This is a genomic window from Micromonospora sp. NPDC047074, assembly GCF_040643815.1.
GTDB lineage: Bacteria > Actinomycetota > Actinomycetes > Mycobacteriales > Micromonosporaceae > Micromonospora.
Genome location: NZ_JBEYVB010000044.1, coordinates 24,478 through 49,569, shown reverse-complemented (window position 1 = coordinate 49,569; position 25,092 = coordinate 24,478). Strand labels below are relative to the sequence as shown.

General features: G+C 72.1%; 18 protein-coding genes. 10 read left to right on the top strand and 8 right to left on the bottom strand.

Annotated elements, in window-relative coordinates:
• Window positions 1-198 precede the first annotated feature (198 nt).
• A complete protein-coding gene (locus tag ABZ809_RS30530; RefSeq protein ID WP_357566093.1) occupies window positions 199-687 on the bottom strand; it encodes a YcxB family protein in 489 nt (162 codons plus the stop codon).
• A 183-nt stretch (window positions 688-870) separates the two neighbouring features.
• On the opposite strand from ABZ809_RS30530, the gene ABZ809_RS30525 reads away from it, so the two are divergent.
• Together ABZ809_RS30525 and ABZ809_RS30520 are read left to right on the top strand one after the other, a co-directional pair.
• Complete coding sequence (locus tag ABZ809_RS30525; protein ID WP_357566092.1) at window positions 871-1,590, top strand: hypothetical protein; 720 nt, start codon at window positions 871-873, stop codon at window positions 1,588-1,590.
• A gap of 196 nt (window positions 1,591-1,786) precedes the next feature.
• Window positions 1,787-3,811, top strand: a complete 2,025-nt coding sequence (locus ABZ809_RS30520) for a family 10 glycosylhydrolase (RefSeq protein WP_357566091.1) — start codon at window positions 1,787-1,789, stop codon at window positions 3,809-3,811.
• A 444-nt stretch (window positions 3,812-4,255) separates the two neighbouring features.
• Here the strand turns inward: ABZ809_RS30520 and glgB are convergent, their stop codons facing one another.
• Window positions 4,256-6,358: a 1,4-alpha-glucan branching protein GlgB gene (glgB, locus tag ABZ809_RS30515; RefSeq protein WP_357566090.1), complete on the bottom strand. Its 2,103-nt coding sequence runs from the start codon at window positions 6,356-6,358 to the stop codon at window positions 4,256-4,258.
• A complete protein-coding gene (locus ABZ809_RS30510; RefSeq protein WP_357566089.1) occupies window positions 6,346-8,439 on the bottom strand; it encodes a maltotransferase domain-containing protein in 2,094 nt (697 codons plus the stop codon). The genes glgB and ABZ809_RS30510 overlap by 13 nt, the downstream gene beginning before the upstream one ends.
• Window positions 8,440-8,909: 470 nt before the next feature.
• On the opposite strand from ABZ809_RS30510, the gene ABZ809_RS30505 reads away from it, so the two are divergent.
• On the top strand, window positions 8,910-9,854 hold the full coding sequence (locus tag ABZ809_RS30505; protein WP_357566088.1) for an inositol-3-phosphate synthase: 945 nt from the start codon (window positions 8,910-8,912) through the stop codon (window positions 9,852-9,854).
• Window positions 9,855-9,859: 5 nt separating this feature from the next.
• On the opposite strand, the gene glgA is transcribed toward ABZ809_RS30505, so the two are convergent.
• The gene (glgA, locus tag ABZ809_RS30500; RefSeq protein WP_357566087.1) at window positions 9,860-11,068 is read right to left on the bottom strand and encodes a glycogen synthase; all 1,209 of its coding nucleotides are present in this window, start codon (window positions 11,066-11,068) and stop codon (window positions 9,860-9,862) included.
• A gap of 71 nt (window positions 11,069-11,139) precedes the next feature.
• Between glgA and glgC the strand changes: the two genes are divergently transcribed.
• Window positions 11,140-12,372 carry a glucose-1-phosphate adenylyltransferase gene (gene glgC, locus ABZ809_RS30495; RefSeq protein WP_357566086.1) on the top strand — a complete coding sequence of 411 codons (1,233 nt, stop codon included), beginning with the start codon at window positions 11,140-11,142 and terminating at the stop codon, window positions 12,370-12,372.
• Window positions 12,369-14,015, top strand: a complete 1,647-nt coding sequence (gene pgm, locus ABZ809_RS30490; RefSeq protein WP_357566085.1) for a phosphoglucomutase (alpha-D-glucose-1,6-bisphosphate-dependent) — start codon at window positions 12,369-12,371, stop codon at window positions 14,013-14,015. The genes glgC and pgm overlap by 4 nt, the downstream gene beginning before the upstream one ends.
• A 189-nt stretch (window positions 14,016-14,204) precedes the next feature.
• Here pgm and ABZ809_RS30485 read toward each other — a convergent pair whose 3' ends face one another.
• The gene (locus ABZ809_RS30485) at window positions 14,205-15,134 is read right to left on the bottom strand and encodes an NAD(+)/NADH kinase (protein WP_357566084.1); all 930 of its coding nucleotides are present in this window, start codon (window positions 15,132-15,134) and stop codon (window positions 14,205-14,207) included.
• A 148-nt stretch (window positions 15,135-15,282) separates the two neighbouring features.
• Between ABZ809_RS30485 and ABZ809_RS30480 the strand changes: the two genes are divergently transcribed.
• The 3 genes from ABZ809_RS30480 to ABZ809_RS30470 are packed head-to-tail and all read left to right on the top strand — an operon-like array spanning window position 15,283 to window position 18,438.
• Window positions 15,283-16,227 (top strand): NAD-dependent epimerase/dehydratase family protein, encoded by a 945-nt coding sequence (locus tag ABZ809_RS30480; protein WP_357566083.1) that lies wholly within the window; start codon window positions 15,283-15,285, stop codon window positions 16,225-16,227.
• Window positions 16,227-17,681, top strand: a complete 1,455-nt coding sequence (locus ABZ809_RS30475; protein ID WP_357566082.1) for a lipopolysaccharide biosynthesis protein — start codon at window positions 16,227-16,229, stop codon at window positions 17,679-17,681. The genes ABZ809_RS30480 and ABZ809_RS30475 overlap by 1 nt, the downstream gene beginning before the upstream one ends.
• Before the next feature lie 58 nt (window positions 17,682-17,739).
• Window positions 17,740-18,438 (top strand): CatB-related O-acetyltransferase, encoded by a 699-nt coding sequence (locus ABZ809_RS30470; RefSeq protein WP_357566081.1) that lies wholly within the window; start codon window positions 17,740-17,742, stop codon window positions 18,436-18,438.
• Here ABZ809_RS30470 and ABZ809_RS30465 read toward each other — a convergent pair.
• Complete coding sequence (locus tag ABZ809_RS30465; protein WP_357566080.1) at window positions 18,330-19,625, bottom strand: glycosyltransferase; 1,296 nt, start codon at window positions 19,623-19,625, stop codon at window positions 18,330-18,332. The genes ABZ809_RS30470 and ABZ809_RS30465 overlap by 109 nt on opposite strands.
• Window positions 19,626-19,751: 126 nt before the next feature.
• Between ABZ809_RS30465 and ABZ809_RS30460 the strand changes: the two genes are divergently transcribed.
• Both ABZ809_RS30460 and ABZ809_RS30455 read left to right on the top strand, forming a co-directional pair.
• Window positions 19,752-20,876 carry a glycosyltransferase family 4 protein gene (locus tag ABZ809_RS30460; RefSeq protein ID WP_357566079.1) on the top strand — a complete coding sequence of 375 codons (1,125 nt, stop codon included), beginning with the start codon at window positions 19,752-19,754 and terminating at the stop codon, window positions 20,874-20,876.
• Window positions 20,873-22,156 (top strand): glycosyltransferase, encoded by a 1,284-nt coding sequence (locus ABZ809_RS30455; protein WP_357566078.1) that lies wholly within the window; start codon window positions 20,873-20,875, stop codon window positions 22,154-22,156. Before ABZ809_RS30460 ends, ABZ809_RS30455 begins: the two co-directional genes overlap by 4 nt.
• Window positions 22,157-22,214: 58 nt before the next feature.
• On the opposite strand, the gene ABZ809_RS30450 is transcribed toward ABZ809_RS30455, so the two are convergent.
• Window positions 22,215-23,546, bottom strand: coding sequence for an O-antigen ligase family protein (locus ABZ809_RS30450; protein ID WP_357566077.1), 1,332 nt, complete (start codon window positions 23,544-23,546; stop codon window positions 22,215-22,217).
• Between the two features lie 68 nt (window positions 23,547-23,614).
• Window positions 23,615-25,018 carry a hypothetical protein gene (locus ABZ809_RS30445; protein ID WP_357566076.1) on the bottom strand — a complete coding sequence of 468 codons (1,404 nt, stop codon included), beginning with the start codon at window positions 25,016-25,018 and terminating at the stop codon, window positions 23,615-23,617.
• Window positions 25,019-25,092: the final 74 nt, after the last annotated feature.

Genomic DNA, 25,092 nt, shown 5'->3' with positions numbered 1-25,092 from the left:
GCGCGTCGGCGTCCGCGACGATCAACTCATCCAGTTCGGCGCTCGCCATGACGGCAGGCTATCGCTGCGCTGTTGCCGCAGCCACTGCCGGTGGGTCAGCCCGACTCGCCGGGCTGCCGGTACGTCGGTTGCCCAGCGGGCCGTCGAGTGCCGTGACAACACCTGACGAGCGGTCGGCGGCCAATGAGTTATCCAAAGCTAGAGCAGCCCACGTTCGGCCATATAGGTGCGCAATGTCCCGGCGTCCTCGGCGGACATCAAGCGGCGTGGGATCACGGTCGCCGGCATCCGGCCGACGTACAGGATCCAGAACTCAGGGGTGTCCCTCACCTGGGTGACCCCGTCCCAGGCGATGCCACCGGACTCCGAGCCACTGCGCATCATGATGTTGTCGTCGGTGATGTCGTACGCGCCCTCGACGGCGTAGCGACCGGACCGGCGCCGGGCACGCCACCGCACCCACGGCGAGTAGAGCATCGACAGCACGCCACCCACGACCATCGCCATGCACAGCGACGAGACCTGGTCGCCCCACGCGAACCCCCGCGAGACGGCGAGACCGATCGCACCGACGGCCGCCAGCGCGGCGCCGACGTAACCGTACTTGCGCAGCCGGACACTGCTGAGCGCGGCGGCCACGCGGCCGGGGTAGGCGGGATCGGCGGGGACGTCGAAACGGATGTGCACGCCAGAACGATAGGGCCCATCCGCCATCGGGCAGCGTCTGACTCGCGTCAGGTTCCTCCAGGGACGAGCCCTTTCCGTCTGTGGCGCGCCGTCGATGGCCGAAGCGTGCACGCGGCCTCGCCGACAGCGAAGGACAGCGGCGGCTGGTCCGGCAGGCGGCTGCCGCACTGCCATGATGGCGACGTGATCATCCCCGGATATCTGGACGGGTGCGAACCGCCGTTCCCACGATCGCCGCTGGTCGACGGGTCCGACGTGATGTCGCACGCGCTGTTCTGGCCCGCTTTCCTCGCTGTTGTCGGCGGATCTGCGGCGGCGCCGGACGCCTTCGACGTCGATCCGGCCGACCTGGAGCAGATCGTCGACGTCTTCCTCGACCCGCGCAGGTGGCCGGTGTTCTCGCTACCACTCTCGGGGCGCTGTCGCCTGCACGTCGTCATGCGCAACTTCGAAGACGACAGTGGCGTGGACTACGTGTTCGATCCTGGTACCGGCGACGCGTCGATCACCCTGGCCGCCATGGAGGGACACTTCCGAGGGCCGGCGTTCGCGTGGCCGGAAGTCGTCGCCGCGGCGCATCAGGCAGATCCGGATCACACCCCGGCCGAGCGGCTGCTCCTTCTCGTTCCCGCCTGCGCCGACAGCAACCGCCCGCGCAAGGCCGTCGACCTGGTCGCGGAAGCCCTGGCCACTCTCGGCGCCCGATCCGACGTGCGTCGGGTCAGCGAAGAACTGCTGAACAGTCGCAGGTACTGGACGCCGTGCCGATGGGCGGACCTCGACGACGTCCTCGTCAGCCTGGGACCGCATGCCTACCGCCGTCACGCAGGTGAACTGTCGCCGGAACAACTCCGCCTCGTCGCCGCCACGCTTCAGCCCCCGAAGCACGTCGTCCACCGGTAGCGCCCCAGGGCACCGCTTCCGCGTCCCGGGACGATGGCTCTCGATCTCGGCCACCGTGATGCTGCGGAGCGTGAGCTTGTACGCCTCGAGAGCCCGGGCGGCGGCGTCCGTCGCCGTCGGGTGTCCAGGTGGACGCGCAGGGTGAACCTGGTGAAGGATACTTGCGGAAGGGTGCGAAAGCGCTGAATATATTTTCGTGCTTAGAGATTATGGTCGATTTGTTTCCGGGGCGGCGCTGGTAGCGGCGCTGGCGCTCGGCGCGGCCGTCCCCACGGCCGCCCCCGTCTCCCGGCCCACCACGCCGGACACCGTGCCGGTTGCCGTCCAGGCGGCCTGCACGACCGACCCGGCCACCCCCAAGCGGCAGTTGCGCGGCATGTGGATCGCCAGCGTGGCCAACATCGACTGGCCCAGCCGGACCGGGCTCACCCCGGCCGCCCAGCAGGCGGAGTACCGGGGCTGGCTCGACCTGGCCCAGCAGCGGCGGATGAACGCCGTCGTCGTGCAGATCCGCCCCGCCGCCGACGCGTTCTGGCCGTCGCCCCACGAGCCCTGGTCGCAGTGGCTCACCGGCACCCAGGGCGGCAACCCCGGCTACGATCCGCTGGCCTTCATGGTGGCCGAGGCGCACGCCCGGAACCTGGAGTTCCACGCCTGGTTCAACCCGTACCGGGTGGCCAACCACACCGACCTGACCAAGCTGGCAACCAGCCATCCGGCCCGTAAGAACCCGGGTTGGACCGTCACCTACGGCGGCCACATCTACTACAACCCCGGCATTCCGGCCGTCCGCGACTTCGTGCAGGACGCGATGATGGACGCCGTCAACCGCTACGACATCGACGGCGTGCACTGGGACGACTACTTCTACCCGTACCCGGTCAGCGGGGTGGCCTTCCCCGACCAGGCCACCTTCGCCCAGTACGGCGCCGGCTTCAGCACCATCGCCGACTGGCGGCGTAACAACGTCAACCTGCTGGTCCAGGAGATGAGCGGGCGGATCCACGCGGCCAAGCCGTGGGTGAAGCTCGGCATCAGCCCGTTCGGTATCTGGCGCAACGCCGGCACCGACCCGCTCGGCTCGCGTACCACCGGGCTCCAGTCGTACGACGCGATCTACGCCGACACCCGCCGCTGGGTGCGCCAGGGCTGGGTCGACTACATCGCCCCGCAGATCTACTGGCACATCGGCCACCCGGCGGCCGACTACGCCGAGCTGGTCCGCTGGTGGTCCGAGACGGTGACCGGCACCGACGTGCAGTTGCTCGTCGGGCAGGCCACCTACCGGGCCGGCGCGACGGGGCAGGACGCGGCCTGGCAGGATCCGGCCGAACTGACCGACCACCTGACGCTCAACCGCAGCCACCCGCGCGTCGTCGGCGACATCCACTTCAGCGCCAAGGACGTCCGCGCCGACCGGATCGGCGCCGTCTCCCGGGTGGCGACCGACCACTACCGCCGGCCCGCGCTGGCGCCGGCCGGGGTGGGCGGCGCCGCGCCCGCCGCGCCGAACCTCACCTCGGCGGTACGCGGCACCGGCGGCGTGACCCTGACCTGGCAGCGCGGCAGCACGGGAAGCACGTCCGCGTACGCGGTGTACCGGCTGCCCGGAGACGGCGCGGTCGACCCCTGCGACCTGGCCGACGCCCGTCACCTGCTGGGCACGGTGCGCGCCTCGGGCAGCACCGGGACGTTCACCGACGCCACCGCCGCGGCCGGCTCGACTTACCGGTACCTCGTGACCGGACTGGACCGGCTGCACCACGAGAGCCCGGCCAGCAACGCGCGGGTGGTCACCGGCACCGGCGGCACGTTCAGCGTGATCGTGGACAACGCCACCGCGGGCGGCTTCACGGCCGCCACCACCTGGGGCACGTCGTCGTACCTCCCGGCGCGGTACGGGGCCAACTACCGGTTCGCCAACCCGGAGGCGGTCAGCGACCCGGCCTGGTTCACCGCGACCCTGCCCGCCACGGGCAGCTACCGGGTCGAGGTCTGGTACCCGGCCGACCCCGGCTACAACAGCGCCACGCCGTACCTGGTGGCGACGGCGAGCGGGACCGTCACGGCCAGGGTCGACCAGCGCACCGGCGGGGGCCAGTGGCGGGTGCTGGGCACCTACGACCTCGCCGCGGGGACGCGCCAGGTCGTCGGGGTCAGCCGCTGGACCAGCACCCAGGGCTACGTAGTCGCCGACGCGGTCCGAATCACCCGCCTCTGACCCAAGAAACCTGTCGGACGGTCCAAGCCGTGCCAGTCTGCCGCGATCTTGCAGTTCCAGCCCCGACCTTTAGGTCTTTCAGGACATAACTGGGGCAGAAACTGCAAGATCGCTGGCGGCTGGCGGCTGGCGGCTGGCGGCTGGCGGGCTGGCGGGTGGGCGGCCCGCGTGCGTGGACGCCTCCGGTGCGGCGGCTCCCGGCGCAGTCCGCCGCGCTGTACCCCTGTCGCCGTTCCTGTCCCTCGGGATTTCTGTTCCTCTTCGTGGGATAGCCGGGGATCTTGGTAGGAAGTGACCCTTCCAAGGGCTGTTTCCTACCAAGATCTACCACTGAGTCAGCCGTGGTCCCGGATTACCGCCAGGGGTGGCGTTTCTGGTCGGTGCCGGCGCGGGTCGTGCCGGGGACGGTGGCCGGTGGTGGGCGCGGGTTGACTGACGCCCGGCTCAGTCGCGGCGTAGCCAGAGGGCGCCGAGTGGCGGCACCCGCAGCGCCGCCGAGGCCGGGAGCCCGTGCCACGGCACGTCCTGCGCGTGCACCTCGCCCAGGTTGCCCACGCCGGATCCGCCGTAGTGGTGGGCGTCGGTGTTGAGCACCTCCGCCCAGGTGCCGCCGGCGGGCAGCCCGATCCGGTACTCCTCCAGCGGCCGGGCGGAGAAGTTCGCCACGCAGACCAGGGTCGCGCCGTCGGGTGCAATTCTGACGAACGAGACGGCGTTGTTGGCGACGTCGTCCCCGGCGATCCAGCGGAACCCGGCGGGCTCCGTGTCCTGCGCCCACAGGGCCGGGGTGTCCCGGTAGACGCGGTTTAGGTCGGCGACCAGCCGCTGCACCCCGGCGCGGGCCGGGTCGTGCAGCAGGTACCAGTCGAGGCCCCGTTCCTCGCTCCACTCCCGGTCGTCGGCCAGCTCGCAGCCCATGAAGAGCAGCTGCTTGCCCGGGTGCGCCCACATGTAGGCCAGCAGGGCGCGGACGTTGGCCAGCCGCTGCCAGGTGTCGCCGGGCATCTTGCCCGCGAGGGAGCCCTTGCCGTGCACCACCTCGTCGTGGCTGATCGGCAGCACGTAGTTCTCGCTCCACGCGTACGCCAGGGAGAACGTGAGCTGATGGTGGTGGTGCTGCCGGTAGACCGGGTCCTTCGAGGTGTAGAGCAGGGTGTCGTGCATCCAGCCCATGTTCCACTTGAAGCCGAAGCCGAGCCCTCCGGCGTCGGTGGCGCGGGTGACCCCCGGCCAGGCGGTGGACTCCTCGGCGATCACCGTGACCCCGGCGTGGTGCTTGTAGACCGTCGCGTTCACCTCCTGCATGAACGCGATCGCCTCCAGGTTCTCCCGGCCGCCGTACCGGTTGGGCAGCCACTGCCCCTCCTGCCGGGAGTAGTCCAGGTAGAGCATCGAGGCCACGGCGTCCACCCGCAGCCCGTCGACGTGGAACTGGTCGCACCAGTAGAGCGCGTTGGCGACCAGGAAGTTGCGCACCTCGGGGCGGCCGAAGTCGAAGACGTACGTGCCCCAGTCGGGGTGCTCGCCCCGGCGCGGGTCGGGGTGCTCGTAGAGGGCGGTGCCGTCGAACCGGGCCAGTGCCCACCCGTCCTTCGGGAAGTGCGCCGGCACCCAGTCCAGGATCACCCCGATGCCGGCGCCGTGCAGGGTGTCCACCAGGTGCCGGAAGTCGTCCGGGTCGCCGAAGCGGGACGTCGGCGCGTAGTAGCCGGTGACCTGGTAGCCCCAGGAACCGCCGAACGGGTGCTCCATCACCGGCAGGAACTCCACGTGGGTGAAGCCCAGCTCCGTGACGTACGCGGTCAGCTGCTCGGCCAGCTCCCGGTAGCCCAGGCCGGGGCGCCAGGAGCCGAGGTGCACCTCGTAGACGCTCATCGGCTCCTGGTGGGGCTGCCGCCGGGCCCGCCGCTCCAGCCAGTCGGCGTCGTGCCACTCGTACGTCGACCGGTGCACCACCGAGGCGGTGGCCGGCGGCACCTCGGCGTACGCCGCCAGGGGGTCGGCCTTGTCCCGCCACTCGCCGTCGGCGCCCAGGACCCGGTACTTGTAGCGGGCCCCGGCCCCGGCGCCGGGGACGAACAGCTCCCACACGCCGCTGCCGCCGAGCGAGCGCATCGGCCAGCCGTCGTCGGGCGCCCAGCCCGTGAAGTCGCCGACCACCCGGACCCCGCGCGCGTTCGGCGCCCAGACGGAGAACGCCACGCCCTCGTCGAAGACCCGGGCGCCGAGCGCCTCCCACAGCCGCTCGTGCCGGCCCTCCGCGATCAGGTGCAGGTCCAGCTCGCCGACGGTGGGCGGGTAGCGGTAGGGGTCGTCGTGCGGCTGCCCGTCGACCTCGACGCGGTAGTCGAGCACCTCGCCCGGCACCGCCGTCTCGAACACGCCGACGTCGTGCACGCGCCGCATGGGGTACCGCTCGCCGCCGACCAGGACGGCCACGTCGGCGGCGCCCCGGCGCATCGTCCGGACGACCGTCCGCCCGTCGGCCGGGTGCGCGCCGAGGATGGCGTGCGGATCGTGCGTGCCGCCGGCGATCAGCTTGTCCATCGGGCGTCGTCCTCCTGGGCGGAAGCGGTGGGGGCGGTGCCGCCCGAGAGCTCGTCGGGGACGTCGGCGACGGTCAGGTCCGGCGCCGCCGACGCGGGGGCCGGGCCGGCGGCGGGGGCGGGCCGCCGCACGGTCAGCACGTGCGCCGGTTGCAGGTACGGGTCGAGGCGCACGGCGTTGTGCTGGCCCCAGTCGTAGCTGGCACCGGTCAGCTCGTCGTGCACCGTGAACCGGTCGTGCCAGTCGAAGCCGAGCGCGGGCATGTCGAGCGTGGTGTTGCCCCACTGCACCTCACGCGAGTCGAACGAGCAGACCACGAGCACCGTGTTGCCCGTCTCCGGGTCGTGCTTGGACCAGCAGAGCAGCGCCGGGTTGTCGATCTCGTGAAAGCGCAGGTTACGTAGCTGGTGCAGGGCGGGGTTCTCCCGGCGGACCCGGTTGAGCATGGCGACGAACGGCGCCAGCGAGCGGCCCTGCTCCTGCGCACCGGCCCAGTCGCGGGGGCGCAGCTCGTACTTCTCGCTGTCCAGGTGCTCCTCCGCGCCGGGGCGGGCGGTGTGCTCGAAGAGTTCGTAGCCGGCGTACATGCCCCAGGAGGGGGAGAGCAGCGCGGCCAGCACCGCCCGGATCTTGAACATCGGCGGGCCGCCGTGCTGCAACGAGGGATGCAGGATGTCCGGCGTGTTCGGCCAGAAGTTCGGCCGCATGTAGTCGGCTGCCGCGACCAGCTCCTCGCAGTACGCCCGCAGCTCGGCCGCCGAGGTGCGCCAGGTGAAGTACGTGTACGACTGGGTGAAGCCGACCTTGCCCAGCCCGTGCATCATCGCCGGCCGGGTGAACGCCTCGGCGAGGAAGAGCACGTCCGGGTCGACCTTCTTCACCTCGGCGATCAGCCAGTGCCAGAAGTCGACAGGCTTGGTGTGCGGGTTGTCCACCCGGAAGATCCGGACGCCCTCGCCGACCCAGTGCAGCACCACCCGCAGCACCTCGGCCCGGATGCCCTCCGGGTCGTTGTCGAAGTTCAGCGGGTAGATGTCCTGGTACTTCTTCGGCGGGTTCTCCGCGTACGCGATGCTGCCGTCGGCCCGGGTGGTGAACCACTCCGGGTGCTCCGTCACCCACGGGTGGTCGGGCGCGCACTGCAACGCCAGGTCCATCGCCACCTCCAGGCCCTGCCCGGCGGCGGCGGCCACGAAGTCCCGGAAGTCCGCCGGCGTACCCAGGTCGGGGTGGATCGCGTCGTGGCCGCCCTCGGCGGCGCCGATCGCCCACGGCGAGCCGACGTCGTCCGGCCCGGCGGTCAGCGAGTTGTTGGGCCCCTTGCGGTTGACCCGGCCGATCGGGTGGATCGGCGGCAGGTAGAGCACGTCGAAGCCCATCGCCGCGACGCCCGGCAGGCGCTCGGCGGCGGTGGCGAACGTGCCGGAGCGGGCCGGTGCGTCGGCGGTCGCCGGGACGGCCCCCTCCGAGCGGGGGAAGAACTCGTACCAGGCGGAGAAGAGCGCCCGCCGCCGGTCCACCCACAGCCGGTGCTCCGTGCCTGTGGTGACCAGCTCCCGGACCGGGTGCTCCCAGAGCAGGCCGGCCAGTTCCAGCGCCGGGGCGACCCGCCGGGGCAGCTCCCTGTCGGCGTCACCCAGCGCCGCCACCGCCGCGCGGACCCGCCCCGCGTCGCCGGCCGGCACCAGCTCGACGGCGGCGGTCAGCACCCGGGCGCCCTCGGCGAGGTCGTTGGCCAGGTCCTCCGGCCCCTGCCCGGCGGCGATCTTCTTGGTGACCGCGTTCTGCCAGGTCAGGTACGGATCCTGGAATGCCTCGACGGTGAACACCCACTCGCCGACCGCGTCGGGGCGGATGGTGGCGTGCCAGCGGTCCTGGCCGGGCTCGCCCGGGCGCATCCGGGTGAACGGCCGGGCCCGACCGTCGGGGCCCAGCCAGACCACGTTGCAGCCGAGCGCGTCGTGCCCCTCACGGTAGGCACGGGCCGACACCGGCACCGGCTCGCCGACCACCGCCTTGGCCGGGTAGCGACCGCAGGAGACGACGGGGGAGACGTCTTCGATCGGGAACCGTCCAGTCACCCCGCCAACCTACTGCCCGAGATCGTCCCGCGCGCGGCCAAGCGTCCCCTTCTCCGCCCGGGCTCCTGTGCCGTCGGCGCGGACGGTGGGCCGTATCAGCTCCTGACGTCCTTTCGAGCTGATGCCGTCGACGACTCACCCGCCTGCCGCCGCCGACCAACGGAGCACGTTGCTCATGAGGAGGATGCCCGGCGACTTGCTGCCGCCCCAGATCGTTCTAGATCTTGGTAAGAATCGGCCCCTCCAGGGGCACTTTCCTGCCAAGATCTTCTGGCGTCCCTACATTTGGAAGCAGGAACCTGCTGTGTGGGAAACAGCGGCTGGTCGGGGTCGTGGTGAGGTGCGCTGCCGCCCCGGCCGGGCTGGCCCAGCTCGCCGCCACCCTCCACGTCACCTGACGGGCGTCGCCCGGCCCGGCGACGACCCTGACGGGCACCACCGAACTGTCGAGGTGGCGTAGCTTCGCGTTCATGATCGAACGGGTGAGAGTCGCGGTCGTGGGTGTCGGCAACAACACCTCGGCCCTGGTGCAGGGGATCGCCCTCCACCGCCAGACCGGGAGCCTGGTGGGGGTCCGCAGTCCGCTCGTCGACGGGCTCGGGGTGGGTGACATCGACATCGTCGCGGCGTTCGCCGTGTCCGAGCGGAAGATCGGTAGCGACCTCACCGAGGCGATCTTCATGGCACCGAACAATTTTCCGCGACTCGACTGCGAACTTCCGAGGGCTGACGTCCCGGTCACCAGGGGACTGGTCGACGCGGCCGAGGTGGATCGGGTGGCGGCGGTGCTGGCCGGGGCGGAGGTGCTGCTCTACTCGGCCCCGAGCGGCCGGCCGGAAACGGCCAAGGCGTACGCCGAAGCCGCGTGCAGGGCGGGTGTCGCCTTCATCAACACCACCTCCGACCCGATAGCCCGCGATCCCCGGTGGATGAGCAGGTTCGCGGCGGCCGGTCTGCCGCTGCTCGGCGACGACCTGGCCAGCCAGTTCGGCACCTCGGTGGTGCACGACACGTTGCTGCGGCTGCTCGCCGAGCGGGGCCTCACGCTGGTCAGTTCCTACCAGGTCAACCTGGGGGGCACCGAAGACTTCCGTAACCTGGTCGAGAACCCCGATTCCAAGAAGCAGTCCAAGCTGAACGCGTTGTCGGCGGCCGACAAGGTGCAGATGGCTCCCCTCGGCTACCTGTCGCAGCTGAAATCGCAGAAGGTGGCACACCTCAACGTCGAGGCGCAGGGCTGGGGCGGGACGGCGGTGAGCCTCGACGTGAAACTGAAGGTGCATGACCCGAGTGGTGCCGCCGGGGTCAACATCGACCTCATCCGTATCGCCGCCGGCGCGCTACGAAACGGACATGGTGGTTACTCCGCCGAGGCGACCCCGCTGCTCAAGTCTCCGCCCGGAACGGCGGTCTGAGCGGATCAGCCCGTGGCGCCCACCGACCGGTACACCTCCAGCGTCTGCCGGGCGATGGCGTCCCAGGAGAAGTGCTTCACGGCGCGTTGCCGGCCGGCCCGGCCGAAGCTCGTCCTGAGCTGCGGGTCGGCCAGCACCTCGTTGATCCGGGCGGCCAGGTCGGCCACGAAGCGGTCCGGGGCCAGCGGCCGGCCGGAGCCGTCCGTCGCCTGCTCGATGGGGACCAGCAGCCCGGTCTCGCCGTCGGCGACCACCTCCGGGATGCCGCCGGTCGCGGTGGCCACCACCGCCGTCTCGCAGGCCATCGCCTCCAGGTTCACGATGCCCATCGGCTCGTAGACCGAGGGGCAGACGAAGACCGTGGCGTGGGTCAGCACCTGGATCACCTCGTGCTTGGGCAGCATCTCGGCCACCCACACCACGCCCGAGCGGTTGGCCCGCAGCTCGGCCACCAGGCCCTCCACCTCGGCGGCGATCTCCGGCGTGTCCGGCGCTCCGGCGAGCAGCACCAACTGGGCGTCCGCGGGCAGGTCGCGCGCCGCGCGCAGCAGGTAGGGCAGCCCCTTCTGCCGGGTGATCCGGCCCACGTACACCACGCTCGGGCGGGCCGGGTCGATGCCGAGCCGGTCCAGCACGTCCGTGCCGTGGTCCGGGGCGTACTGCGCCGTGTCGATCCCGTTGTGCACCACCCGGACCCGGTCGGGGTTGACCGCCGGGTAGGCGGTCAGCACGTCACGTCGCATCCCCTCGCTGACCGCGATGACCGCGTCGGCGGCCTCGAACGCCGTGCGCTCGCACCAGGAGGAGAGCGTGTAGCCGCCGCCGAGCTGCTCGGCCTTCCACGGCCGCAGCGGCTCCAGGCTGTGCGCGGTCGCCACGTGCGGCACGCCGTGCAGCAGCTTCGCGGTGTGCCCCGCGAAGTTGGCGTACCAGGTGTGGCTGTGCACCACGTCCGTGCCGGCGCACCCCGCCGCCATCTCCAGGTCCACGCCCATCGTCCGCAGCGCGGCGTTCGCGCCGGCCAGGCCCGCCGGTTCGGCGTACGCGGTCACGCCCGGCCCGGTGCGCGGCGCACCGAAGCAGTGCACCCGTACGTCGGCGAGCCCGCGCAGCTCGCGGGCCAGGTACTCGACGTGGACCCCGGCCCCGCCGTACACCTCCGGCGGGTACTCCCGGGTCAGCAGATCGACGCGCAGCGGTGCGGATTCCGTCACCCCACGGACCCTAGTGCAGAAGTGTGCCCGTACGAGTGGTGAAGTCCCACGGGGATGGATAGCGTCTGGTCATGGCTGCCAAGGTGCTCGCGATCGTCCTGGCTGGCGGGGAAGGCAAGCGCCTGATGCCGCTCACCGCGGACCGGGCCAAGCCGGCCGTCCCGTTCGGCGGGATGTACCGCATGGTCGACTTCGTCCTCTCCAACCTGGCGAACGCCGGCTTTCTGAAGATCGTCGTGCTGACCCAGTACAAGTCGCACTCGCTGGACCGGCACATCACCAAGACGTGGCGGATGTCGACACTGCTCGGCAACTACGTCACCCCGGTGCCGGCGCAGCAGCGCCGCGGCCCGTGGTGGTTCGCCGGCTCGGCCGACGCGATCTACCAGAGCTTCAACCTGATCAACGACGAGCAGCCCGACTACGTGATCGTCTTCGGCGCCGACCACATCTACCGGATGGACCCCCGGCAGATGGTGGAGGACCACATCGCCTCCGGCGCCGGGGTGACCGTGGCCGGGATCCGGCAGCCCCTGTCGACGGCCGACCAGTTCGGCGTGATCGAGGTCGGCGAGGACGGCCGGCGGATCCGGGCGTTCCGCGAGAAGCCCACCGACGCGGTGGGCCTGCCCGACGCCCCCGACCAGATCTACGCCTCGATGGGCAACTACGTGTTCAGCACGGGGGTGCTGTGCGAGGCGGTCGAGCGCGACGCGGAGGACAAGACCAGCAAGCACGACATGGGCGGCAGCATCATCCCCATGCTGGTCGAGCGGGGCGAGGCCAACGTCTACGACTTCCGCGACAACGAGGTGCCCGGCAGCACCGACCGGGACCGCGGCTACTGGCGCGACGTGGGGACACTCGACTCCTTCTACGACGCCCACATGGATCTGATCAACGTGCACCCGGTGTTCAACCTCTACAACTTCGACTGGCCGATCTACACCGGGCAGCTGACCTACCCGCCGGCGAAGTTCGTGCACCAGTGGGGCGAGCGGGTCGGCCGGGCGGTCGCCTCGATGGTCTCGCCCGGCGCGGTGATCTCGGGCTCGCTGGTGGAGAACTCGATCGTGTCGCCGAAGGTGAAGGTGCACTCCTGGGCGCACGTGGACGGCGCGGTGCTGATGGAGGGCGTCGACATCGGCCGGCACGCGGTCGTCCGCCGGGCCATCCTCGACAAGAACGTGGTCGTGCCGGAGGGCGCCGAGATCGGCGTCGACCTGGAGCGGGACAGGCAGCGCTACACGGTCTCCGACAACGGCATCGTGGTGATCGGCAAGGGACAGAAGGTGGAACCGTGAGCAGTCATCCCCGGGCCGGCAAGCCCGCCCAGCCCGCCGACCTGGTCGACGTGCCGCGTCTGGTGACCGCCTACTACGCCGAGCATCCGGACCCGCTGGACCCGGCGCAGCAGGTCTCCTTCGGCACCTCCGGGCACCGCGGGTCGAGCCTGCGCAACGCGTTCAACTCCGACCACATCCTCGCGGTCACCCAGGCGCTCTGCGACTACCGCCGCGAGCGGGGCCTGGACGGTCCCCTCTTCCTCGGCCGGGACACCCACGCGCTCTCCGCCCCGGCCGCCGTGGACGCGCTGGAGGTCCTCGCCGCCAACGAGGTCACCGTGCTGCTGGACAGCCGCGACGGCTACACGCCCACCCCGGCGGTGTCGCACGCCATCCTCACCCACAACCGGGGCCGCACCGGCGGGCTCGCCGACGGCATCGTCATCACCCCGTCGCACAACCCGCCCGACGACGGCGGCTTCAAGTACAACCCCACCCACGGCGGCCCGGCGGACACCGACGTCACGAAGTGGATCCAGGACCGCGCCAACGCCATCCTCGCCGACGGTCTGAAGGAGGTGCGGCGGATCCCGTACGCCCGGGCCCGCGCCGCCGACACCACCGGGTCGTACGACTTCCTGGCCCGCTACGTCGACGACCTGCCGGCGGCCATCGACGTCGACGCGATCCGCGACGCCGGGGTGCGCATCGGCGCCGACCCGCTCGGCGGGGCGAGCGTGGCCTACTGGGGCGAGATCGCCGAGCGGCACCGGCTGGACCTCACCGTGGTCAACCCGACGGTCGACCCGACCTGGCGGTTCATGACCCTGGACGGCGACGGCAAGATCCGGATGGACTGCTCCTCGCCGAACGCGATGGCCTCCCTGATCGCCGCCCGCGCCGACTACCAGGTCTCCACCGGCAACGACGCCGACGCCGACCGGCACGGCATCGTCACCCCGGACGGCGGCCTGATGAACCCCAACCACTACCTGGCGGTGGCGATCGGCCACCTGTTCCGTACCCGCACGCAGTGGGGCCCCGCCGCCGCCGTCGGCAAGACCCTGGTCTCCTCCTCGATGATCGACCGGGTCGCCGCCGACCTGGGCCGCCCGCTGCTGGAGGTGCCGGTCGGCTTCAAGTGGTTCGTCCCCGGGCTGCTCGACGGCGCGGTCGGCTTCGGCGGCGAGGAGAGCGCCGGCGCGTCGTTCCTGCGCCGCGACGGGAGCACCTGGACGACCGACAAGGACGGCCTGCTGCTCTGCCTCCTGGCCGCCGAGATCATCGCCACCACCGGCCGCACGCCCAGCCAGCACTGGACGGAGTTGGCCGAGCGCTTCGGCGCGCCCGCGTACGCCCGGATCGACGCGCCGGCCACCCGGGAGCAGAAGGCCGTGCTCGGCAAGCTCTCGCCGGAGCAGGTGACCGCCACCGAGTTGGCCGGCGAACCGATCACCGCGACCCTCACCACCGCACCGGGCAACGGCGCGGCGATCGGCGGGCTCAAGGTGACCACAGAGTCCGGCTGGTTCGCCGCCCGGCCGTCGGGCACCGAGGACGTCTACAAGATCTACGCCGAGTCGTTCCAGGGCCCGGACCACCTGGCCCGCATCCAGCAGGAGGCGCAGGACCTGGTCTCCGAGGTCCTCAAGCGGGCCTGAACGCCCGGGTGGTGCGGTGCGGTGCCAGGGTCCTGAAGGGCTGGTGCACGCGCTGTCGAGCTGCCCCTGTAGCTGGGGCGGGGAGCCGACTCCGGTTGGTCGCATGAACGGGGCAGCTCGACAGCGTCGCATCAGCCCATGGCCGCCTGGTCCCCCAATCGCCGCACGACCTGGCAGCCGGACACCGGGTCAGCGGGGTGGGGGCAGCTCGCGGCGGTTGAGCCGGTCGCGCAGGCCCTCCGGGAGCAGCTCGCGAAGCTGGTCGGGGAGCAACGGCAGGTCCAGCAGGCTCAGCTTGAGCTGGTTGCGTTCCTGGTAGCGGCGCGGGTCCAGGCGGACGACCAGGCCGGCGTCGCGGCGGTAGCGCACCTGCACGGATCCCTGGGTCGACGCGTCCCGGATCACCAGCCCGTCCATCTCCACCGCGATCGGCCCGGAGCCGTCACGCAGTTCCAGCCGGATCGTCTCGTCGGGGGAGAGCACCACCGCGCGGGAGATGCCGGCCATCGGCGCGGACGGGGTCACCACCACCACGTCGGCGGCCGGCGAGACCAGCGGGCCGCCGGCGGCGTAGCTGTAGGCGGTCGAGCCGGTCGGGGTGCTGACCACCAGCGCGTCGCAGCGGTAGTAGCCGTACTGCTGCCCGTCGACCGCGAGGGAGGCGTCCACGAAGCCCGAACCGGGCTGGCGGATCAGCGCGACGTCGTTGAACGCGACGAGGTCGTCCCCGCAGAGATCGCAGACCAGGCAGCTGTGGTTCTCCACCGTGAAGTCCTGCGCCACCAGCCGGTCCAACGCCGTCGGCAGCTCCGGCGGCTCCACCTCGACCAGGAAGCCGAGCTTGCCCACGTGCACCCCGAGCACCGGCTTCGGGTCGTGCACCGCCGCGCGCAACGCGCCCAGCATCGTGCCGTCCCCGCCGATGGCGATCAGGGCGTCCGACCGGGCGGCCACCTCGGCCACCGGCAGCGGCTCGACCGTGGCCGGCACCCGGTGCCGGTCCTCCGCGCGTACGGCGAGGTCGATCCGGTGCCGGCCGGCCCAGTTCACGATGGTGTAGACCACCTCGGAGACGTCCCGGGTGGGATGCAGCACCAGCCCGAGCCGGCTCCGGTCCATGCCCCAAGCTCACCACATCCGGGGCTCCCGCACGGGCGTACCGGAACCCTTCCGGGCTTTTTCGGCGTGACGGGCGGAGCGTCCGGTCGTTGCTAGAGACGGGCGCGGTCCGTGAGGGGATCGTCGCACCCTGTCGCGAGGAGGATCCTTGAAGATCGTCGTTACCGGTGGTGCCGGATTCATCGGAGCCAACCTGGTACGCGCCCTGGCGGACGTGCCGGCCGTCGACGAGATCGTCGCGGTCGACGACCTCTCCACAGGCTCGCGGGACAACCTCCTCGACCTGCCAGTGCGGCTGTTCACCGGCACGATCCTCGATCCCGACCTGCTCGACGAGGCGGTGTGCGGCGCGGCGAGCGTGGTTCACCTCGGCGCCCTCGGCTCGGTGCCCCGCTCGATCGACGACCCGCTGCGCAGCCACCACGCCAACGCCACCGGCACCCTCAGCGTGCTGGAGGCGGTCCGCCGCCACCGGGTGCCGCACGTCGTGGTCGCCTCGTCGTCCTCCGTGTACGGCGCGAACCCGGTCCTGCCCAGGCAGGAGGCGCTGCGCCCGATGCCGGTCAGCCCGTACGCCGTGTCGAAGCTGGCGACCGAGGCGTACACGCTCGCGTACGCCTCCTGCTACGGCATCGACGTGCTGCCCTTCCGCTTCTTCAACGTCTACGGTCCCCGGCAGGCCGCGAACCACGCGTACGCCGCCGTGGTGCCGAGGTTCGTCTCCGCGGCGCTGGCCGGCCGCCCGCTCCAGGTGCACGGCGACGGCACCCAGACCCGCGACTTCACCTACGTCGGCAGCGTCACGGACGTGATCGTCGACGCCGTCCTGGGCCGGGTCAGCAGCCCCGACGTGGTGAACCTCGCCTTTGGCGCGCGGCTCTCCCTGCTGGAGCTGATCGCCGAGCTGGAGACGGTGTTCGGGCGCCGGCTCGACGTGGAGCACGGCCCGCCCCGCGCCGGCGACGTGCGGCACTCCGACGCCGACAACCGGGCGTTGCGGGCGCTCTTTCCCGACATCGTCCCCGCGCCGCGCGACCAGGCGCTACGGGCGACAGTCGAATGGTACGAGGCCCACGCGGAGCAGCCGGTCTGATGACCCACCGGCCACCGGCCGCCAGCCCGGCCCCGGCCGTCCTGGTCGACACCGCCACGGAGGCGGCGCCGGACGACGACACACCGACGGCTGCGAGCCGCGCCGATCAGCAGCGGGCGGCGGCCCGGTCCCGCACCTTGGTGACGGGCATCGCGTCGTCGCTCGGGGGCAAGGCGGTGGGGCTCGTGGCGCCGCTGTTGATCACGCCCGTCGCGTTCAACGACCTCGGCGCGGAGCGGTACGGCCTCTGGATGGCGGTCACCTCGCTGACGGGCATGGCGCTCTTCGCCGACTTCGGGCTGGGCAACGGGCTGCTCACCCGGCTCGCCCGGCTGCACGCCGCCGGTGATCGACAGGCGGCGGCCCGTGAGATCGCCAGCGCGTACGCGATGCTCGGTGCCCTGGCCGTCGGCCTGCTGGCGGTGCTGGTGGCGACCGCGCGGGCGGTTCCGTGGCCCACGTTGCTGAACGTCACCGATCCGGCGGTCGCCCGGGACACCCGGGCGGTGGTCCTGCTCTGCTTCGGCGCGTTCCTGGTCAACATCCCGCTGGGGCTCATTCAGCGCGTCCAGTACGCGCACCAGCAGGTGGCGCAGAGCAACCTCTGGCAGGCGGGGGGCAGCCTCGTCTCGGTCGGCCTGGTCTTCGCGGCGGTGGCCGCCGACGCCGGGCCGGTGCTGGTGGTGGGCGCCGCCGTCCTCGCGGTGCCGGTGGTGAGCCTGGGCAACTCGATCTGCTACTTCGGCTGGCAGAACCGCCTGCTGCGGCCTCGTCGGCGGGACGTGCGCGTGGCGGTGGCACGCGGTCTGTTGCGGCTCGGGGTCAGGTTCTTCGTGCTCTCCGTGCTCAGCTCCATGGCGCTCAACGTCGACCCGTTCCTCGTCGGTCGGCTGCTGGGCCTGGAGGCGTCGGCGAACTACGCCGTGGTGCTGCGCCTGTTCAGCCTGCTGGCGCTCTTCGTGACGCTGGTCAACATGCCGCTCTGGCCCGCCAACGGCGAGGCGTTGGCCCGGGGGGACGTGAGCTGGGTGCGTCGCAACACCCGACGGATGATCGTCCTCTCGGTCGCGGCCGTGGCTGTGCCGGCCGGAGGGCTCGTGCTGTGGGGAAACGACATCCTCCAGTCCTGGGTACGGTCGCCGGAACTGCCGCCGACACCGGTCGCTGTGTTCGCCGCGCTCGCCACCTGGTCGGTGCTGGTGGCCTCGGCCTCCCCGATGTTCATGGTCCAGAACAGCATCGGCCTGCTACGCCCGCAGTTCGCCGGGTGGACCGCCTTCCTCGTCTTTTCCGTCGTCCTGAAGATCACTGTGGCCAGGCGGCTCGGCCTGGCGGGAATCGCGTCCGTCGGGGCGGCCTCATACGCGCTTACTGTGCTCCCGGCGGCCCTGTTCGGGTACCGCAGGACACTGTCCGTCGTCGCGGCGCGCGGCGGCCCGAGGTCGGGGGGATGATGCGTCGCGGTTTCGCCGTGCCGGCAGCGGGCGGCCGGCTGGGTAGGAGGCGGTCCTGATGCGTGTCGACCCGGGCCGACCAGGGCCCCTGACTCTTCGCCTCGCACGCCTGCTCGACGGCGCGTGGACGGCCGGCTCCCGCGTCCGCCGGGCGGTACGTGGGTGGGCGACGGTGCACCGGTTCGCGGTGCGCGGGGGACGGGTGGTGTTCGACCCGGACGGCGTCTACACCTACGAGACGATCGAGCTGGGTGCCAACGTGGATCTGGGCTATCGGCCCGTGCTGATGGCCGCCCGCAGCCGGATCCGGATCGGCGACAACGTCATGTTCGGGCCGGAGGTCACGATTCGCGGCGGCAACCACCGCGTCGACCGGGTGGGCGTGCCGATGATCGCGGTGCGGAAACAGCCGGGGGATGAGCAGCACGACCGAGGTGTCACGATCGGCGACGACGTCTGGGTGGGAACTCGGGCGATCATCCTGCAGGGCGTCACAGTGGGCCGGGGTGCGGTGATCGGGGCGGGAGCGGTGGTCACCCGCTCGGTCCCGCCGTATGCCATCGTCGCCGGTAACCCGGCGCGGGTGATCCGGCTCCGCTGGCCGGTCGAGACGATCGCCGAGCACGAGCGGGCGCTGTATCCGCCCAGTCAGCGTCTGGACGACGAAGAACTGGCCGCGCTGGTGGAGTTCCCGGCCCCGGTGGCACGTCCGGCGTCGGTCACGAACCGACTCACCGCCAATCTCCAGGACCGGTAGTCGAACGACCGGGCCCGCTCCCGGGCGTGTCGGCTCATCCGCCACCACTGTGCGTCGCTGAGGGCAAGTGCCCGGACCAGTCCCTCCCTGACGTCCTCCGCGCCGTGCCCCGCCAGGACGATCCCCTCCCGGCCGTCGACGATGTGCCGGGCCAGGTCGCTGGTGTGATTGAGCAGGACGGGGCAGCCGGCCGCCAGGCTCTCCGGCACCTTCGAGGGAAACCCGGCCTGGGCGTAGCCTGCGGTCGGTCGCACCAGCACCGAGAAGTGCGCGCGGGACAGTTCCGCGAGCACCTGCCGGCGTGGAATCCGGCCCAGGATCGTGACCTGCTCACCGAGCGCGGCCAGATCGCCTTCGTCCAGGTCGGAGACGTCGGTGGCCTGCTCCCGGCTCATCCCGGCGATCACCAGCCGTATCCGCGCGCGGTCGGCGGGGGGCAGCAGGCGGATCCCCGCCAGTACGACAGCCAGCAGGTCCTTCGGGCCGGCGGAGCCGGCGTAGAGCAGTCGTAGCCCGTCGTGCAGTGACGGAGGCGCGGGGTCGCCGTAGTCGGCGCAGTCGACCTGGGGCGGGACCACCATGGTCCGCCTCCCGCGCCGGAGGAACTGCCTCTCGATGGTCTCGGAGATGGCGATGACGCGGTCCGCCGTACGGCCGGCGAGGAAGGCGGACCATCGGTGCCGGATGAAGTACGGCGCCAAACGGCCACGGGGAAACTGCTCCGGGTCGTGCCGCTCCACGACGTCGACGGTGAGGGGACACCGCAGCGCCACGCGCAGGACCGCCCAGGTGGTGAGGGTCCACAACCCGAGTGGCAGGTAGGCGGCGGTGAACTGGTCGGTTCGTAACCCCGCCCGCCGGAGCGCGACCAGCGCTCGCAGGGGGCGGGTGCGCTGGTGCAACCAGCGTCCGGGCCGGCGACCACCGCCGCCGGTCAGCGTGATGAGTCGTACGCCGGGCGGCAGGTCGGGGCTCGGGTCGGGCCGGCCGGCGCCGGCGGGCCAGTCGTTGACGACCAGCACGGTGGCGCCCTCGGGGGTGGCGGAACGTGCCAGGTGCAGGAGCCGGTTCGACATGGCGTCCCCGTGCGGGAACCGGTACGCGGCGAGGACCATCGATGTCGGCGGGACCGTGCCCGAGTTCCCGTGGCTCCGCGCCGGACCGTTGGGCGGCTTCCGCTCTTTCATGCCATCCTTCCGCCTTGCCCGTGTCGGTGCTATTGAGGCATTTGTCGGTGTTACTCTACGCACTCTCGTCTTCACCAACGACTGTCGCCGCCAGCCGGTGCCGGCCCAGGTCGAATTGGAGTGCCCGTGCAGCCATCCGCCCCGCCGGCCGATCGGAGCCGGCCGTCAGCACCGCGCACCCGGCCGGTCGTCGTGCAGCACTCGGCCGGCCGGCCCGGCGCCAACGGTCCACTGACGGCCGTGCAGCGGGTGCTCGCCTCGCCGCTCGCCGAGCGGTACGACTTCGTCCGCATGCACCAGAGCGCGGGCAACGGGGGCGTCGACCCGGCTCTGCTGCGCGAGTGGGTGCGGCTTCTGCGCCGGACGCGGCCGGACCTGGTGCACGTCCGGGGACTTCAGAACGAGGGCTTCCACGGCGTCCTCGCCGCCCGGCTCGCCGGCTGCCCACGGGTCCTGGTCACGGTGCACGGCTCGGTGCGCGACCTGCGGCAGGGCGCCCGGAGTTGGCGGCGACGGCTGCTGACGCACGGTGCGGAGCCGGCGACCCTGCGGCTGGCCACCCACGTCGCCACCGTCTGCGAGTACGCCGCCGGGCGGGACTTCCTGCGCCCGTACGCCGGCAAGTTCGTGGGCGTCGTTCCCAACGGCGTCCCGGTGCCGCCCGATCCGACGGCTGCCCGCGACCGGGTCCGTGCCGAGCTGAGCCTTCACCCCGACGACGTCGTGATCATCGCGGTGGCGCGGTTGACCTGGGACAAGGGGTACGGCGTCCTCGCCGACGCGTTGCGCCGGCTGTCGCCGCCGGGTGGCCGGCGGGTGCTGCTCGTCGCGGGCGACGGGCCCGACCGGGCCGGCGTGGCGGCGGCGCTGACCGGGGCGGGTGGAGCCGAGGTGCGGATGCTGGGCAACCGGTTGGACGTGCCGGAGCTGCTCGCCGCCGCCGACCTCTTCGTCTTTCCCACGCTGCACGAGAACCTGTCCAACGCGCTGCTGGAGGCGATGGCGCACGGCCTACCGGTGGTCGCCTCGGCGGTGGGCGGCAACGTGGAGGTGCTGCGCTCCGGCGGGGGCCGGCTGGTGCCAGCGGGTGACCCGGACGCCCTCGCCGCGGCGTTGGCGGGGCTGCTCGTCGACCCGGCGGGGCGCCACCACCTGGGGCAGTTGGGCCGCAAGGTCGTGAGCGAGTGCTACAGCCTCGACGTGATGCTGCGGTCGCTCGACGGTGTCTACGGACGGATGCTGCGGCGGTGACCGCCCCGGCGGAAGGTCAGGTCCGGGTCGTCCTGCTCGGCTTCACCGTGCCGGACGACCTCTTCGCCCAGATCATGGGCAGGGACACGATCATGCCTGTCCAGACGCACACCTTCGCCTGGGGGCTGGTCCGTGGCCTGCGTGCCGCCGACTGCCCGGTGCACCTGCTTTCGGCGGCTCCCGTCTCCCACTGGCCGGGCAACCGCCAGCTCCGGTTCCGCTCGGGCACGTTCCGCCAGGAGGAGGTCGGGGGGCAGCTCCTCGGCTTCGTCAACGCGCTCGGACTCAAGCACCTCACCCGGTTCGTCGCCGTCTGGCGTACCGGTACCCGCGTGCTGCGCGACCGGGAGGCGGACGTGCTGCTGGTGCACGGGGTGCACTCACCCTTCCTCTGGTTCGGCGCGCTGCGCGGGCGCCGCCTCGGCGTACGGGTGGTTCCGGTGTTGACCGACCCGCCGAGCGTCGTGCTGCCCACGGACGGCCGGCTGGTCCGGGCGCTGCGCCGGCTCGACCGGGCCCTCGTCCGCGCCGCGCTGGCCCGCTGCTCCGGCGTGATCACGCTGACCGCCGCGCTCGCCGACGACTTCGCCCCGGGGCTGCCCCGGCTGGTCATGGAAGGCATCTTCAATCCGGTCCGTGCCGGGTCCGGCGCTGTCGACCGGGCACCGTCCACACCCGGGACTCGCGAGGTGGTCTACGCCGGCGGGCTCAGCCGGGCGTACGGCGTCGACCGGCTGGTCGAGGCGTTCCGTGGGTTGCCCGACGCCGATCTGCGGCTGCGGGTGTACGGCCGGGGCGAACTCGAACAGTGGCTCCGCGAGCAGGCCGCCGCCGACCCCCGCATCGCACCGGTCGAACTGCTGCCCCGGGAGGCGCTGACACCTCGGCTGACCCGGGCCGCCGTGCTGGTGAATCCCCGGCCCGTCGGGCAGGACTTTGTCCGCTGGTCCTTCCCGTCGAAGCTCATCGAGTACCTGTCCACCGGCGTGCCCGTGGTGACCACGAGGCTCTCCGGCATTCCGGGGGACTACGCGCCGTGGTTGATCTTCGCCGGCTCCGACACCGCCGACGGGTTACGGGACGCGATCGACCGGGCGCTGCGGCTGCCTCCCGGTGAGCGGACGCGGATCGGGCTCGGTGCTGCCGCCTTCGTACGCCAGACCCGTGGCCCGTTGGCGCAGGGGCGACGGATGCGTGACTTCCTGGCGGCGCTCGCGGGACGGGCCGACCTGCCCGTCCAGGAGGTGGCAGCCCGGATCGAACCGAGCCACCCACGCTGACCGCCCGCCGGCGCTGACCACGCCGCCCGTCCGGGTCCGGCCCGGCGTCACGCGGTCGTCAGGTCTGCTGTGCCGGCACGCCGGCCGGGCGGCGCGGCACGGGTCGCCGCGGCAGGACCGGGTCGGAGCGTCGTCGGCGTCGTCGGCCGCCGCGGGGCAGGACCAGCGCCACGGGCAGCCGGGACCAGAGCGCCAGCACCAGCCACGCGAACGGTGAGATCTCCCAGTGCCCGCTGAGCCAGATGGGGGTCCACCCGACGAACAGAACCCCGACGAGGAGGGCGTTGCCGCGTCCGGACGCCGGTGCCGCGCCGCGGAGCACGTGCGCGATCAGCACGACGACGAGGGCGATCCCCAGCAGGCCGATGTCGTTGCCGAGGGTGAGCAGCAGCGAGTGCGCGCCGATGCCGAAGTAGGGGTTGGTGCTCGGAAAGGCTCCCGCCCCGATGCCCACCAGCGGTGACTCCCAGAAGGAGGCCTCGGCGATCGGCCAGACGAGCAGCCGCCCGGAGAGGTCGTCCAACGGCCGGTTGAAGACGCTGTCCAGCCACTCGGGACGATACGGGGTGAGGTGGCCGAACGGTACGACCGCGAGAAGGAACGCCGACGCCGCCACCGGCCAGGCCCAGGAGGACCGGTGCGCGCGGGCGGCGAGCAGATAGCCGGCGACGGCGACGAGGGCGACCAGGCTCGCCCTGGTCCCGGTCAGCACGATCGCGTAAGCGAACAACGGGAACAGCGCCCAGAGCCCGGTCCGGACGAGCCGGTTGCCGGCCCGGGCGACCAGCAACAGCACGCACACGAGGGTTCCGCTGGTCAGCGCGTACGCGGTGTAGTTGATCCCCACGCCGTCCAGTCCGACGCGCAGCGCGGAGTCCCCGGCGTCGTCGGCGAGCAGGAGCCGGACCGCCGTCCAGACCGTGCCGCCGAGCAGGGCGCCGGCCACCATCAGCAGCCGGCGGCGGGTGGTCAGCACGTGCCGTGCGGCGACCAGCAGCGACGCGACGGTCCACCAGGCCTGCACGGCGACCTGACTGGCCGCCGCGTCGCGGGTCCACATCAGCGTCGCGCTGACCCAGCCGCAGAGCAGCAGGGCCAGGTAGTCCACGGGACCGGGCCGGGGGATCCGGCCGCTGCCGAGCAGAGCGAGCCCGGCCAGCCACAGCCCGAACGCGTACACCAGGGCGGGATCGACCGGCGCGAGCGCGGCGGCGAGGACGATCGGCGGCACGCCCAGCCAGGTCGGGCGCCACCGCGTCTCCTCGGGCGCGGCGTGGGCGGGACCGCCGGCAGGGGCGAGGTGGCGGGGCATCCGGAGCGCCAGGACGCTCGACATCCGGCTCGTCGGCCCGTCCGCCACGGGCCCGTGCGCGTCGTACCGTCGGCTCACGGCTCTCCTCCTCCCCGGATCCCGCCCGTCTCGGGAGGGTCAACGACGCAGAGGAATCGAGGTGGTGCTCAGCCCGTCGCGCGTCGCCGCCGCCCGACGGTGGTCCAGGCCAGTCCGGCCAGCAGCGTGGCCAGGCCGATCATGCCGGGGCGGGAGATGCCGAGCTGGTTGTTGGCCGGGATGTAGGCGACGAGCAGGCAGAGCTGGACGAAGAGCAGCGTCGGCAGGAGCCTGCGGGACCGGGTGGCGCCGAGCCACATCGCGGCGAGGAGCCAGCCCAGCAACGCCATGAACAACACGGTTCCCGGGTAGGTCAGGTCGGAGGCCAGCCAGGGATAGATGGTCGACCAGTACATGCCCGACGGCCACCCGGACCGCGCCTCCGTGCGGACCGGGTACGACGGGTGGCGAGCGGTGTCGACGCCCAGGTACTGCCCCGCGTACGAGGCGACCGCGGGGGTGCTGCCGAGGCCGCGGGACCAGACGAACGGTGTCTCCAGGTTGTGGGCCAGCCCCAGGTAGCCGTGCGTCGGATAGATGACCAGCGCGGCCACGCCGGTGGCCAGGTGCGGTCCGACCAGCCGCTCGACCGTGGGGTTCGCGCGGACCCGATCCTGGGTGCCGAACCGGACCACCCGGTCGGCCTGGCTGTTGACCATGTACGCGCAGAACAGCGCCGCGACGACCCCGACGATCACCAACGCTCGCCGCCGGGCGGCCGGTCGCACCTCCGGGCGGGCCGCTGGGCGGCGTGCCGCCCAGACGAGCAGACCGGCGGCGATCATCACGACGATGTCGCCGAGGCCCTTCAGGGTGCCGATGTAGAGGAAGAAGAGGGCGTAGCCGCCCATCCCGGCGAGCCCGAGCACCCGGATGCCTCCGGGAAGCCGCCGCCAGCCGACGACCAGTAGCGGGACCAGTGCGGTACCGAACACCCCGAGCAGGGTCAGCACCTGGATCGCCGGGTTGACCCGGCCGCTGTCCTGCTGGTCCTGGTAGACCGCGAACTTGTTGGCGTACGCCTGGGCCGGGTCCCGGAGGCTGGCCACGATCTCGCCCGGGCCGGTGGCGCCGTACTCGAGCAGGAGCGCCGCGCCGAGGGCGAGGTGGTAGACGGCGCTCGCCACGACCAGCCGCCTGATCCGCCGGTCGTCCACGGGCGAGCCGACGGTTTCGGTCGCGGTTTCGGTCGCGGTGTCCGCCCGTCGCCGGATCCGTGCGGCGTAGCCGACGGCGAAGGCGGTGGTCGCCGCGAACACGAACAGGCAGAGCCGACCGGGGTTCGAGACCTCCTCGGCCAGCGAGCCGGTCCAGAACAGCCCGAACGTGCCGAGCATCCAGGCCACGGCGATCAACAGGGGCAGCCAGGCGCGGCTCGACCGCTGTCTCCCGGCGGCGGCCGGGTGCGCCCATGGTGCCGCGGCCGGCTGCGGTCGTGGTCGCCTGTCCCGGACCGCTGTCGTGCTCGTCATCCGGCTGGTGCCCCCGCATCCGTAGCTGGTCCGTCGGGCGTCTCCCGAGGTACTGGTCGCACTGGTTTCCGGCC